This is a genomic window from Corynebacterium sp. ACRPZ (assembly GCF_022346205.1).
GTDB lineage: Bacteria > Actinomycetota > Actinomycetes > Mycobacteriales > Mycobacteriaceae > Corynebacterium > Corynebacterium lehmanniae.
This window is the reverse complement of sequence record NZ_JAKRMR010000005.1, coordinates 149,509-162,997: the sequence shown is the minus strand read 5'-3', so window position 1 is coordinate 162,997 and position 13,489 is coordinate 149,509. Positions and strand designations below refer to the sequence as shown.

The following is a 13,489-nucleotide window of genomic DNA, read 5'->3' as shown; positions in this document are numbered from 1 at the left end:
GCTGGACCCGCGCCTGCGCTGAGGCGGGGTGCCGGGGCGCTGGCGGCGCGCTTCACACTCCGGACGCTCTGAACGCTCCGCTGTTACTGCGCTGCCAAGCGGTACAACCCAGCGGCGTTGTTCCAGAACACGTCGTCGGCAAGTTGCTCGCCGCCCAATTCCAGAGCCACTTCTTCGGCCAAGGCGAGGTCGGCCACCGCGAAGGGGCGGCGCGCCCGGGTGGACGGGAGATCCGTGCCCACCATAAGCGCACCAGGGTTGGTTCGGAGGATCGCCCGCATGGCGCTGGCGGGATCGAGCTCAACGCGGCCGAACCCGGTTGCCTTGACCATCGCGCCGTGTTCCACCAGGCGCAGCAGCGCCTTCAACCCGTCTTCGTGCATGCCCAGGTGGTCGATGCTCACCCGCGGGAGGCGGGTCAGCACCCGCTCGAGATCCGGAAGCTCCCGGGCATCGACGTAGAGTTCGGTGTGCCAACCGGCGACGTCGAAAACGCGGTTAGCCAGCAGCTCAAGGTCGTCCACACCCGCGGAGCCGCCGCGTTTGAGGTTGAAGCGCACTGCGCGCACACCGGCGCGGTCAAGCTCCGAAATGCTTTTCGACGAAACGTCCGCCGGAAGCTGCGTGACACCGACGAAGTTGGGGCCCAGTACCGCGAGCGCCTCGGTGAGGTAGCCCTGGTCGAACCCTTGGAACGAACCGGAGACGACCGCACCTCCGCCCACTCCCAGCCCGTCGACGCGGGCGACGTAGTCCTGGGCCGTGAACGCATCCGGCATGAACCCGTTGTTTTCCACCAGCGAGTGGGTGGGGTCGATGACGTGGAAGTGCGCGTCGAAAAGCGGGCGAGGCATTTAGCCGTAGACCTTCTTGCCGGCGACCCAGGTCTGCCAGGTGATCGGCATGCCGGGGCGGTACGCCAGGTTGATGGCGTTTTCGGCGTCGAGGATGTGCAGGTCGGCGGCCGCGCCCGGCACCAGCGTGCCCTTCGCCGGACGGCCCTGGGGGTCCTTGCCGTCGCCGACGTTGTGGCGTCGCAAGGCTTTGGCGCCGCCGGTGGTGGCGGCTTCGATGGCCTCGTCGAGGGTGAGGCGCTGCTGCAGCACCGCGGTGGTGACGCAGAAGTTCATCGAGGACGTAAACGAGGTGCCCGGGTTCAGGTTGGAGGCGATGGCGACGGTGGCGCCGGCGTCGATGAGCTTGCGGCCCGGGGCGAGCTCCTCGCGGGTGGACAGGTCGCAGGCGGGCAGCAGCGTTGCGACGGTTTCCGATTCCGCCAGCAGCTTGAAGTCCTCATCGGACAGGTAGTTCACGTGGTCGACGCTGGCCGCGCCCATCTCCACGGCGAGCTTCACACCCGGGCCCTGCCCAAGCTGGTTGCCGTGCACGCGAACGCCCAGTCCAGCCGCCTTGCCGGCCTCGAGGACGCGGCGGGACTGCTCCTCGTTGAACGCGCCACGCTCGCAGAACACGTCGATCCACTGCACGTGGTCCTTCACCGCGTCGAGCATCGGGCCGACGACCTCGTCGAGGTACTCCTCGGCATCCGCCCCCGGCGGCACGAGGTGGGCGCCGAGGAAGGTGACCTCGTCGACGTGGCGGGCTGCCACGCGCGCCGCCTCTGCCTCGGATTCGACGTTCAGGCCGTAGCCGGTCTTGGTCTCAAACGTGGTGGAGCCGCCCGCGTGACCTGCGGCGATGCGCTCCGCCACCAACTTGTCCAAGCGCTCCTCGCCCGCGGAGCGGGTGGCCTCCATGGTCACGGCGATGCCGCCGGCGGCGTAACCTTCGCCGGCCATGCGCGCCTCGAACTCCTCGGCGCGATTGCCGTCGAAGACCATGTGCGAGTGGGAGTCCACCCAGCCAGGGAGCACAGCTCGCTTCTCGACGTCTACAGTTTCCTCCGCCTTCGCCGCCTCAGCCGGCGCCTCGTTGGCGGGGCCGACCCAGGTGACCACGCCGTCGTCGATAAACATTGCGGCGTCTTTGATGGTGCCGAGCTCGGAGACGGTGCGCAGCTCGGAAATACCGGTGATGAAGGTGCTCATAAGTGCCTTTCTTCGGGGATTTTGCAGGGCCCAGGGTAATGAAAAGCGCTGACGCGCCCACGAGGGGGGAAACGTCAGCGCTTGGGGTGTGGATTAGTCGCGCGCCTTGAACTCCATCGGGATGCGCACGCCGCGCTCCTTGGCCACCTCGTTGGCGCGGGTGTAGCCGGCGTCCACGTGGCGGATAACACCCATGCCCGGGTCGTTGGTGAGCACAGCCTTGAGCTTCGCCTCCGCGAGCTCAGTGCCGTCAGCCACGGTGACCTGGCCGGTGTGGATGGAACGGCCCATGCCCACGCCGCCGCCGTGGTGGATGGACACCCAGGTCGCGCCGCCGGAAACAGCGGTCATGGCGTTGAGCAGCGGCCAGTCCGCGACAGCGTCGGTGCCGTCGAGCATGGACTCGGTCTCGCGGTACGGCGACGCCACGGAGCCGGAGTCCAGGTGGTCGCGGCCGATGACGATCGGGGCCTTGACCTTGCCTTCCTTGACCAGGTTGTTGAAGATCACGCCGGCCTTGGCGCGCTCGCCGTAGCCAAGCCAGCAGATGCGCGCCGGCAGGCCCTCGAACTCGACGTACTCCTCGGCCGCGTCCAGCCAGCGGTGCAGGTGCTCGTTGTCCGGGAAGGCCTCCTTGATGGCCTGGTCGGTGACCTTGATGTCCTCCGGGTCGCCGGACAGGGCAACCCAGCGGAAGGGGCCGAGGCCCTCGCAGAACAGCGGGCGGATGTAGGCCGGGACGAAGCCCGGGAACTCGAAGGCGCGGGTGTAGCCGGCCTTGCGGGCCTCGTCGCGGATGGAGTTGCCGTAGTCGAACACCTCGGCGCCCTCGTCCTGGAACTCCACCATCGCCTGGACCTGCGCGGCCATGGCCTCGCGGGCCTTCTTGGTGAAGGTGGTCGGATCCGCGTCGGCCTCGTTGTGCCAGCTCTCGAACGGGATCTCGGTGGGCAGGTAGGACAGCGGGTCGTGCGCGGAGGTCTGGTCGGTAACGATGTCCACGGTGAACTCGCCGGCGCGGTGGCGGCGCAGCATCTCCGGGAACACCTCAGCGGCGTTGCCCACCAGGCCCACGGACAGGGCGCGCTTATCGTCCTTCGCCTCGGTGACCAGCTTAATTGCCTCTTCGAGGTCGGTGGTGACCTCGTCGAGGTAGCGCTTGCCCTGGCGGCGCTTCAGGCGGCCCTCGTCAACATCCACGATCAGGCAGGCGCCGCCGTTGAGCGTGACGGACAGCGGCTGCGCGCCGCCCATGCCGCCGCAGCCGCCGGTCAGGGTGAGGGTGCCGGCCAGCGTGCCGTCGAAACGCTTCTTCGCAACAGCCGCGAAGGTCTCGTAGGTGCCCTGCAGGATGCCCTGGGTGGCGATGTAGATCCAGGAGCCGGCCGTCATCTGGCCGTACATCATCAGGCCCTCGTCCTCGAGCTCGCGGAAATGCTCCCAGTTCGCCCAGTCGCCCACCAGGTTCGAGTTGGCGATGAGCACGCGCGGCGCCCACTCGTTGGTCTTCCACACACCGACCGGCTTGCCGGACTGCACCAGCAGGGTCTCGTCGGACTCGAGGTCCTTGAGCGTATCGACGATCGCGTCGAAGGCTTCCCAGCTGCGAGCAGCGCGACCGGTGCCGCCGTAGACGACCAGGTCGTCCGGGCGCTCCGCGACCTCCGGGTCGAGGTTGTTCTGCAGCATGCGCAGCGGCGCCTCGGTCTGCCAGGACTTCGCCGAGATCTCAGTGCCGCGCGGGGAGCGGACCTCGCGTGCGCCTTCGGACCAGTTCTTCGCCATGGGAATTCCTTTCTGTTGTTGCCCAATCGAGGTATCGGATAGACAGTAACGCCCGTCACACGGATTGGGTTGGTCGGTTTTGGGCGATTTGTCTCGGATATGAGACTTTTGGGTGGTGCGGGGTGGGGCGTTTGGCACTGGTCGCGCGGGGAATTGAGGAGTGAGCGCGCCGCGGTTCCTGACACATTGCGACGGCCATTTGTGGCGACCTGGGGCGATCGGGGCAGCCTGACAGATTCCGCCGCGAAGTGTCGGGGGCGTGAGGATTTGTTTACTCGCCAAGGCGCGGCGGGCACACAACCGGGAGTTCAAGCCCCCACAATCCGGCTACCGCAGCTGGCCCACCACGGCTTCGACGGCCTCGACGTAGTCGCCGCCCTTGACTAGCTGCACGGAGTGCTCGATTTCGGGGGAGAGGTAGCGGTCGGTGCCGGGGCCGTCGACAAGCTTGCGCAGCGTGGACACGGCCGCACCGGTGCCGGCGGAGGGCTCGCCGTGGCGCATGTCCAGGGCGCGGGCGGCGGTGAGGATCTCCACGGCGAGCACTCGCTGCAGGCCGTCGATGCTGCGGCGCAGCTTGCGGCCGGCGGACCAGCCCAGGGAGACGTGGTCTTCCTGCATCGCGGACGACGGGATCGAGTCGGCGGAAGCGGGCACGGCGTTGCGTTTGAGCTCGCCGACGATGCCGGCCTGCGCGTACTGCGCGATCATGTGGCCGGAGTCCACGCCCGGGTCGCCGGCGAGGAAGGCGTTGAGGCCGCGGTTGCGGGCGGGGTCCAGGAAGCGGTCGGTGCGCCTTTCGCTAATCGACGCCAAGTCGGCCACGACAATCGCCAAAAAGTCCAGCACGTAGGCCACGGGTGCGCCGTGGAAGTTGCCGTTGGAGGCCACCCGGCCGTCCTTGGCCACCACGGGGTTGTCGTTGGCGGCGGCGAGCTCCCGATTGGCCACGGTAGTCACGTGTGCCAGCGTGTCGCGGAATCCGCCGGCGACCTGCGGGGTGCAGCGGATGGAGTAGGCGTCCTGCACGTCGTTGGCCTTGAAGCTGTCCAGGGCGGCGGCGAGGATCGGCGAGTCCGCGGCGACGGTGCGGATGTTGTAGGCGGAATCGGCCTGTCCCGGGTGGGGGCGCAGCTCCTGCAGGTCCTCGTCGAAGACGGACAGGGTGCCGTTCAGGCCCTCGACGCTCATGGCGGTGGCGATGTCGGAAACCTTGGCGGCTTCGCGCAGGTCCGCGATGGCCAGGCAGAGCATGCCGAGCATGCCGTCGGTGCCGTTGATCAGCGCCAGGCCCTCCTTTTCGCGCAGGACCAGCGGCTCGATGCCGGCGGCCGAAAGCGCCTCGGACGCAGGGACGATCTCGCCGCCGCGGACGCGGACCTCGCCCTCGCCGAGCAGCGCCAGCGCGCAGTGGGCCAGTGGGGCAAGGTCGCCGGAGCAGCCGAGCGAGCCGTACTCGCGCACCACCGGGGTGATCCCGGCGTTGAGCGCGGCGGCGTAGGTCTGCGCCACCACGGGGCGCACGCCGGTGCGGCCGGTGCACAGCGTGGACAGGCGCAGAAGCATCAGAGCGCGGATGACCTCCTTTTCCACCTCCGGGCCGGTGCCCGCGGCGTGGGAGCGGACCAGGGAGACCTGCAGCTGGGCGCGCATGTCCTCCGGGATGTGCTTGGTGGCCAGCGCGCCGAAGCCGGTGGAGACGCCGTAGACCGGGGTCGGGTCTGCGGCGAGTTCCTCGACGCGCTCGCGGGTCGCGGCGATCTCATCCAGAGCCGCCTGGTCGATGGTGACCTCGGCTCCGTGGCGGGCGACGGCCACAACGTCGTCGATGGTCAGGGCCCCGATTCCAACTGAAACTGCGTGTGTCATGGGCGTGATAGTAGCCCACAAAAGTGCGTCCAATCACACGTTTCCGAAGAACTGTGCGCGCAACCCGTCGGCGGCGCCGCGCAGCGCGCTGACCAGCTGCTGCGTGTCCGCGCTGTCCACCGCGAAGGTCACCGCGAGCGCCGCCGCAGGGCGCGAAAGGTGGTCCAGCACAGCCACCGCCACGGACTCCTGGCCGCGGGAGATGGCTTCGCGCTCGGTGGCGAACCCTTGGCGTCGATAGGCAGAAAGCTCCTCTTTGACCTCGCTGTAGCGGCGGCGCTCGCCCGAGGAGTTGTACGCGGCGCGCAGCTCCGCCTCCGGCAGCTGCGCCAGCATGATGCGTCCCGACGCGGTCTTCAGCGACGGCAGGCGCACGCCCACCTCCGTGACCAGGGACACCGCGCCGGGGGCGCGCACCTCGTGCAGGTACACAATCTCCGGGCCGGCAAGGCGCGTCAGGTGCGCCGAACCGCCCGCGAGCTGCGCAATCTGCGCCAGCGGCTTCGTGGCCAGCCGCACCAGAGGCTGCTGCGTGGTGTACGCCTGCGCCATGCGGTACGACGCCAGCCCCAGCCCGTATGTGCCGGGCTTGCGCAGGTGCACCACAAACCCGGAATCCTCCAGCTCGCGCAGCAGGTGGTAGGTGGTGGAACGCGGCAGGTCCAGCTCGCGCTGGATGCGGGTGGCGGAAATCGGCGCGTCCGTGGTGGACAGAAGCGCCAGGATGCGCAACACGTTGTGCGCGGCGGGAACCTGCGGCTTAGTCATCGCACTAAGTATGCCCACGGCGCTACCCTCGGTGGGCATGAATACCGTAACTGCACCGCTTTTCACCCCCGCTTCCAACTGGTCCGGCCGCGACGACGGCCCCGGCCCCGAGCACGCCCGCTGGCACAGCGTCGTCGACACCGCCGCCGAGCCCACCGAGGGCGCCGTGCACCTCATCGGCTACGCGTCCGACGAGGGCGTCGAGCGCAACGGCGGCCGCCAGGGTGCGGCGAAAGGCCCGGAGGCGTTGCGCGCGGCCCTCGGCTCGCTGGCGGTCCACGAGGACACAAAGCTTGTCGACGCCGGCACCGTGACCACCCAGGACACTGACCTCGAAGGCTCCCAACGCGAGCTGTCCGACCGGGTGCGCGACCTCGTGGCGGCGCAGGGCGCGGACGGGATGACGGTGGTCCTCGGCGGCGGGCACGAAACCTCGTTTGCCACCCACCGCGGCGCGTACGAGGCGGTCGGGCCGATGCAGGTGATCAACTTCGACGCCCACTTCGACCTGCGCACCGAAACCCGCCCCACCTCCGGCACACCGTTCAAGCAGATCGCGGGCCTGGTGGGCGAGGACTTCGACTACAGCGTCTTCGGCATCTCCAAGCCCAACAACACCAAGGTGCTCTTCGACACCGCCGACGAGCTCGGCGTGACCACCGTGCTGGACACCGAGCTGGCGGAGATGACCGTGCGCGAGGCCGCCGAGCGCGCCGTCGCGGCGGTGGAAGGCGACCGGCCCATCCACCTGTCCATTGACCTGGACGTGCTGCCGGCGGCGGTCGCGCCGGGCGTGTCCGCCCCGGCCGGGTTCGGCGTGGAGTACGCGATGCTGCGCGCGATGGTCGCGGCTGTGGCGTCCACCGGGCGCGTTGCGCTTCTGGACGTCGTCGAGCTCAACCCCGACTTCGACGTGGACAACCGCACCGCCAAGGCCGCCGCGCGGCTGATTGACGATGCGGTTGTGGGGGCGAAGCTGCGCGGATAGGCAGCTGCTTCTTAGAAGAGCAGGTGCGCCACCGGCACCGTGATCAGTACGGTGAGCACCACGCGGATGAACCAGATCTGCACCATCTTCCAGATGCTCAGCGGGATGTCGGTGGCCAGCACCGCCGGCACCATCGCCGAGAAGAAGAAGATCTGGCTCACGCACACCACCGCCATGGTGAACTTCAGCACCATGTCATCCGAGCCCGCAGACAGCGTCGCCGGCAGGAACATCTCCGCCAGACCCGACGCCAGCGCGCCCGACGTCGCCCACGGATCCGGCAGGCGCAGCGCCCACACCAGCGGGAAGAACGCGATACCCAGGATCTTGAACACCGGGGTGTAGGTGGCCAGCACCAGGCCGATCGTGCCCACGGCCATGATGCCCGGGGTGACCTGCACGGCCATGATCAAACCATCGCGGAAGTTCGCCCACAGCACCTTGCCCAGTGAGTCAGCACGATTGAGCTCCAGCTTCGCCTCGCGCCATGCGGCCTTGAAGCGGTTGCCCTGGATCTCCTTCTCCGGGTGCGGCTGCGCGCCCGGGTAGTAATCGTCCGGAATGCGGGTAATGGGCGGGATGCGCACCACGATCGCGGTGACGATGAAAGTGATGATGAACGTGATGAAGAAGTACGCCGTCCAGTGCTCCATCATGTCCAGCGTCTTCGCCACGATGACCATGAACGTCGCGGACACGGTGGAAAAACCCGACGCCACAATCGCCGCCTCGCGGCCGTTGTAGCTGCCGTTTTTGTACATGCGGTCCGTGATGAGCAGGCCCAGTGAGTACGATCCCAAGAACGACGCCACCGCGTCCACCGCAGACTTGCCCGGGGTGCGGAACACCGGGCGCATAATCGGCTGCACCATCACGCCGATGAACTCCATCAGGCCGAAGCCGACCAGCAGGCCCAGGAAGATCGCACCCACCGGGATGAGCAGGCCCACCGAGATGACCAGCTTGTCCAGGATGAACGGGCCAATCTCCGGATTGAACAGCCACGCCGGGCCGAAGCCGAACGTGAGCATCGCGCACAGCACGATCGCCAGCACCGACAGCCCCGCGAACGCCATACGCGGGTAATCCTCTTTCCAGCGCCCGGAGACGAACTGGTAGATCGTGCCCGCGATGATGGCGAACAGCGCCAGGTAGCGGGTGCCTTCCCCGAGCGTGGTGGTGATCCAGCTGACAATGTGGTCCAACAGAATCGTGGACTTGGAATCGCCGATGGAAAACGGCACGAAGAACGCGAAGATGCCGATGGCGCTGTAGACGAAGAAGCGCCACACGGCCTTCGGCTTCGGGTCAGCCTCGGGGGCGGTGTCCTGTGGTGCGGGTTGGCCCTGGTTTTCGGCGCGGGTGATGGTTTCGGTGTTGTCGGTGGGGTCCTCGATGCCCTCGAAGCTGGGGTTGTCCAGTTCCGGGATGAGCGCCTCCGCGCCCGCCGGCAGGTTCTTCACCGGCCAGGCGGGGGAAAACCTGCGCCGGGAGTTCACCGGCTTCGCAGTCTCGTTCATGGTGTCCTTCCATCTCGTGCGTTTAGCACCGCAAAACCCTGCGGATATTGCGCAGAACGGAATTTTTCGGTGTCGGCGCATAATTTTTACATCAAAAGTGACGCAAGGCACAACTGGATGGCCTATGTTCTCTAGTTACCTGCAAGGTTTTCCAAAAAAAATCCCAGCGCATACCCCTTTAGGAGGGTCCCGTGGAAGGTTTTATTGACACCCTCAACGGCGTGATTTGGTCTAACGCCCTCGTGTATCTGTGCCTCGGCGCGGGTGCGTACTTCACGCTCGTCACCTTGTTCCTGCAGATCCGTTGCCTGCCGGACATGATCCGCCAGCTCAAGTCCGGCGAAAGCTCCGAGCAGGGCATTTCCTCGTTCCAGTCCCTGATGATCTCGCTCGCCGGCCGCGTCGGCGTGGGCAACATCGCCGGCGTGGCCACCGCCATCGCGTTCGGCGGCCCGGGCGCGGTGTTCTGGATGTGGCTGGTGGCTCTGCTCGGCTCCGCCACCTCCTTTATCGAGTGCTGCCTCGCCCAGATTTACAAGGAGACGGACCGCGACACCGGCGAGTACCGTGGCGGGCCCGCCTACTACATCGAGAAGGCGTACAAGCACACCTCCGCAGCCCCGTTCATGCTGGTCTACGCCATCATCTTCGCGGTGTGCATGCTGCTGGCCACGTCCTACTTCCTGCCGGGTATTCAGGCCAACGGCGTGGCTGCGGCCGTCGATAATGCATGGGGCGTCAATGTCTGGGTCTCCGCGACGATCATGACCGTGTTGCTCGCGTTCATCATCATCGGCGGTGTCAAGCGCATCGCGAACTTCGCCTCCATGGTCGTGCCGTTCATGGCCGGCATCTACATCATCATCGCCATCGTGGTGCTGTTCGCGAACGCTTCCCAAATCCCCGAGGTCTTCGGCACCATCGTCCGCGCCGCCTTCGACAAGGAAGCAGCTTTCTCCGGCATGCTCGGTGCCGCCATCATGTGGGGCGTCAAGCGCGGCATCTACTCCAACGAGGCCGGCCAGGGCACCGGACCGCAGTCCGCAGCAGCAGCCGAGGTCTCCCACCCGGCGAAGCAGGGCTTCGTCCAGGCGTTCGCCGTCTACATCGACACCCTGTTCGTCTGCTCGGCCACCGCCTTCATCATCATCTCCACCGACATGTACAAGGTCTTCGAGGGCCAGTCCGAAGACGGCGCGGTGATCTACGAGGGCTCGCTTGCCGACGGCATCCCTGTCGGCCCCGGCTACGTCCAAGAAGGCCTGAACTCCTTTGCCGCCGGCCTGGGCCCGTCGTTCATTGCACTGGCGATCATGTTCTTCGCCTTCACCACCGTGCTGGCGTACTACTACATGGCAGAGACCAACTTCACCTACCTGAACCGCTGGGTGAAGAACGAAGGCACACGCAAGGCCATCATCTGGATCCTGCGCGCCCTGATCCTCGTGGCCGTGTTCATCGGCGCAACGACCACCCCGGGCACCGCCTGGGCGCTCGGCGACATCGGCGTCGGCGCGACCGCATGGCTTAACATCGTGGCGATCATCTTCCTGCAGGTCCCGGCGCTGAAATGCCTGTGGGACTTCCGCCGCCAGAAGAAGGCCGGCATCGACCCGCACTTCGACCCCGAGGCGCTGGGTATCCGCAACGCCGACTTTTGGGTCGAGCGTAAGAACCGCATGATCGAGGCCGGCACCTGGCCGGGCGTTGAGGGCAAGGTTGTCACCACGACCCGCAACAACTAGCCGTAATCAATCCGGCTACCTAGGGCCTGGCTCCCGTTTAGTGGACACGCTGGCACTAGTCCAGACTGGACCGACGAAAGCAGAGACACTATCAGCGGACGGCGGTGGATGCCGGAGTAGGCGTGGTGTGTTCCTCCTTCGACTCGGTCGGAGCCAGGTGGGCCGGATCCAAATCAATGCGGCGCAACAGCTGGGCGTTCAGGGCCACCACGATGGTCGAGGCAGACATCAAGATCGCGCCCACGGCCGGGGACAGCACGAACCCGGTCGGGGTCGAGATGATGGGTAAAACTGATCAGGATAAGACGGTGTAACCGGCCTCTTCGATGGCCCGGCGAACCATCTCCGGAGGTACGGCACCGGTGACCGTGACGGTGGAAACACCACCAGCAGCGAGATCAATCTGGACGTCGTCGACCTGGGGGAGGGCCTGAAGGGCCTGGGTCACGCTTTTCACGCAGTGCCCGCAGGTCAGACCGGTGACCTGGTAGCTAGGGGAGGATCCTCCTGCTGACGAGTCGCTGGCGGCAGGGATGGAGGCGGTGTCGGCATGTGAGGCAGGTCCGCAACAGCTGCAGCCGTGGGAGGCCATCGGCAAGAGGTGGGGCGGGGGGTTGGTCATGGGAAAGCTCCTATGGGTCGGTGGGATACGGTAACGCTCGCTAGCATATACCCCCCGGGGGTACATTTTCAAGGGGTGGAGGGCACGGCCCTCACGCGGGGCAGGGTGTGGTCACCGAGCAGCCTCCTCACTGTCGGGAGGGGACAGTGGGAGGCGGAGGGCAAACACCGCTCCGCGACCGGGTCCGGGGGAGGTGGCGGTGAGAGTGCCGCCGTGGGCCTCGATCAATGCCTTGGAGATGGTCAGACCGATACCGGCCCCGCCGTTGTCCCGGCTGCGGGCGGCATCCCCCCGGTAGAAGCGTTCGAAGATGTGTCCGAGCTGGCCAGGTGGGATGCCCTCGCCGTCATCGGCGACGTGGATGAGCGCGGTGGACGCCCCCTGTCGGTGGACGCTGATCCGGACCTGCCCGCCGGCCGGGGTGTGCCGTAGCGCGTTCGACAGGAGATTGCTCATCACCTGGCCGAAGCGTTGCCGGTCCACGAGCACCTGGGCGGTGTCCGTAATGGTCTCGACCTGTAAATCGACGCCTTTGTCAGCATAAGCTTCCCCCGCGGCAGCAGCGGCGGTATGGAGCAGATCCCCGAGCCCTTCCTTCGTCAGGTCCAAATCGATCCGGTGTTCCTGGGCCCGGGAGACATCGTCGATGTCTTCCATCAACCGGGTCAGGCGGGTGAGTTGGTCAGCCATGATCGTGTGGGTGGCATTATTCCAGTCCACGGCCCCGTCCTGGAGACCATCGAGGTAGACCGTGAGCACCGATAAGGGGGTGCCCATTTCATGGGCCAGATCAGAGAGCATCTGGCGGCGGACCTGTTCGGTGTGTTCCAGCCGGTCGGCCATGGTGTTGAAGGCATGCGCCAGGGTGGTGACTTCGGGGCCTGCTTCTCCGGCGGGCACGCGGACACGGTAGTTGCCGGCCGTCAGGCTGGTAGCGGCGCGGGTGAGATCCTGCAGGGGGGTGCGCAGGCGACGCGATAACCACAGGCTGGCCAGCAGGGCGCTGATCAAGGCGGTGGGCAGGGCGACGGCCAGGGTGATCAGGTTGGCGTCCCGGTAGGCCTGCTCGGCATGGAACAGCTCCAGCGAGGGGTTCTCCCGGCCGCTCATCAACATATGATCATGGAACAGGGGCGGGCCCACCATCGTGGCCACGGTCGCGGCCACCAGCAGGCTAATCACCACGACCAACACCTGGGCGGCCAGGAAGCGGAAGGTCAGGCCGGGTCCGTGATTCATGGCTGCCCCACCCGGTAGCCCACGCCACGCACGGTGTCGATCAACCCCCGGCCCCGGGTGTCGGTGCCGAGCTTGCGACGCAAGTTGCCGATGTGGACATCGACGATGCGTTCATCACCGACCCAGGTGGTGTCCCAGACCTCGGTGACCAGGTCGTGGCGGGTCAGCACCTGGCCGGGGCGCAGGGCCAGGGCAACCAGCAGCTCGAACTCCGTGCGGGTGAGCTCCACGGTCGTCTCCCCCACCCGCACCTGATGGGCGACGGGGTCAAGGATGAGGTCACCAACGATCAAGGGGGTGGTCACCTGCGGTGGGGTGGTGCTGGTGCGCGGGCGGCGCAGCACCGCATGCACCCGGGTCACCAGTTCCCGGATGCTAAAAGGTTTGGTGATGTAGTCATCCGCCCCCAGGGTCAAACCGCTGATCTTGTCGTCCTCGCTGCCACGCGCGGTGAGCATGAGGATGTAGCAGTCCGAGAAGGTGCGGATCCGTCGGCATACCTCCAGGCCGTCGAGTTCGGGCAGCCCCAGATCCAGCACCACAACATCGGGGGGAAAGCGACGGGCCTCGTCCACGGCCTGGGTGCCGGTGTGTGCCTGGCGGGTATCGAAGCCGGCCCGGATGAGGTAGGAGGCCACCATCTGAGCCAGGGGTTGTTCATCATCGACGACCAGCACCCGCCCCGGGGGCGTGGCGGTGGTCGGTGTGTGGTCAGCCATAGACCCCAGTATCGCTCCGGGCAGGGGGAATACCACCTTCGCTCAGTGCCCGGCGGGGAAATCTTCATCAAATCTTCAAACATCACCCTTCGACCGTCGTCACCCCTGTGCCCTACCCCGGGCCGGCGGCATCGCCTCCCCTGGTCGGTTCGGCAGGCGCCACCAGGGATTTCACTGCCTGCACCG

General features: G+C 66.8%; 12 protein-coding genes. 2 read left to right on the top strand and 10 right to left on the bottom strand.

The features are described from left to right. Positions 1 to 83: 83 nt before the first annotated feature. From MHX64_RS05355 to MHX64_RS05335, 5 genes are all read right to left on the bottom strand, one after another. Positions 84 to 854 (bottom strand): amidohydrolase family protein, encoded by a 771-nt coding sequence (locus MHX64_RS05355; RefSeq protein WP_181889270.1) that lies wholly within the window; start codon positions 852 to 854, stop codon positions 84 to 86. Beyond that, the gene (hutI, locus tag MHX64_RS05350) at positions 855 to 2,048 is read right to left on the bottom strand and encodes an imidazolonepropionase (RefSeq protein ID WP_239356136.1); all 1,194 of its coding nucleotides are present in this window, start codon (positions 2,046 to 2,048) and stop codon (positions 855 to 857) included. It abuts the gene before it with no gap. Between the two features lie 93 nt (positions 2,049 to 2,141). Continuing rightward, positions 2,142 to 3,833 (bottom strand): urocanate hydratase, encoded by a 1,692-nt coding sequence (gene hutU / locus MHX64_RS05345; RefSeq protein WP_239356134.1) that lies wholly within the window; start codon positions 3,831 to 3,833, stop codon positions 2,142 to 2,144. 327 nt (positions 3,834 to 4,160) lie between these two features. After that, the gene (gene hutH / locus MHX64_RS05340; RefSeq protein WP_239356132.1) at positions 4,161 to 5,702 is read right to left on the bottom strand and encodes a histidine ammonia-lyase; all 1,542 of its coding nucleotides are present in this window, start codon (positions 5,700 to 5,702) and stop codon (positions 4,161 to 4,163) included. A gap of 33 nt (positions 5,703 to 5,735) precedes the next feature. Further along, complete coding sequence (locus tag MHX64_RS05335; RefSeq protein ID WP_239356130.1) at positions 5,736 to 6,470, bottom strand: IclR family transcriptional regulator; 735 nt, start codon at positions 6,468 to 6,470, stop codon at positions 5,736 to 5,738. Positions 6,471 to 6,507: 37 nt separating this feature from the next. On the opposite strand from MHX64_RS05335, the gene hutG reads away from it, so the two are divergent. Beyond that, a complete protein-coding gene (hutG, locus tag MHX64_RS05330; RefSeq protein ID WP_239356129.1) occupies positions 6,508 to 7,458 on the top strand; it encodes a formimidoylglutamase in 951 nt (316 codons plus the stop codon). Between the two features lie 11 nt (positions 7,459 to 7,469). Here the strand turns inward: hutG and MHX64_RS05325 are convergent, their stop codons facing one another. After that, the gene (locus MHX64_RS05325; protein ID WP_239356128.1) at positions 7,470 to 8,978 is read right to left on the bottom strand and encodes a YjiH family protein; all 1,509 of its coding nucleotides are present in this window, start codon (positions 8,976 to 8,978) and stop codon (positions 7,470 to 7,472) included. Positions 8,979 to 9,169: 191 nt separating this feature from the next. On the opposite strand from MHX64_RS05325, the gene MHX64_RS05320 reads away from it, so the two are divergent. Continuing rightward, the gene (locus MHX64_RS05320; RefSeq protein ID WP_239356127.1) at positions 9,170 to 10,723 is read left to right on the top strand and encodes an alanine/glycine:cation symporter family protein; all 1,554 of its coding nucleotides are present in this window, start codon (positions 9,170 to 9,172) and stop codon (positions 10,721 to 10,723) included. 91 nt (positions 10,724 to 10,814) lie between these two features. On the opposite strand, the gene MHX64_RS05315 is transcribed toward MHX64_RS05320, so the two are convergent. The 4 genes from MHX64_RS05315 to MHX64_RS05300 form a co-directional block, all read right to left on the bottom strand. Further along, a complete protein-coding gene (locus tag MHX64_RS05315; RefSeq protein WP_181192588.1) occupies positions 10,815 to 10,952 on the bottom strand; it encodes a hypothetical protein in 138 nt (45 codons plus the stop codon). Positions 10,953 to 11,018: 66 nt separating this feature from the next. Then, entirely contained in the window at positions 11,019 to 11,345 is a 327-nt protein-coding gene (locus tag MHX64_RS05310; protein ID WP_181192458.1) for a heavy-metal-associated domain-containing protein, read from the bottom strand. Between the two features lie 111 nt (positions 11,346 to 11,456). Beyond that, on the bottom strand, positions 11,457 to 12,584 hold the full coding sequence (locus MHX64_RS05305) for a cell wall metabolism sensor histidine kinase WalK (protein ID WP_181192459.1): 1,128 nt from the start codon (positions 12,582 to 12,584) through the stop codon (positions 11,457 to 11,459). Then, a complete protein-coding gene (locus tag MHX64_RS05300; protein WP_239356126.1) occupies positions 12,581 to 13,303 on the bottom strand; it encodes a response regulator transcription factor in 723 nt (240 codons plus the stop codon). The genes MHX64_RS05305 and MHX64_RS05300 overlap by 4 nt, the downstream gene beginning before the upstream one ends. Positions 13,304 to 13,489: the final 186 nt, after the last annotated feature.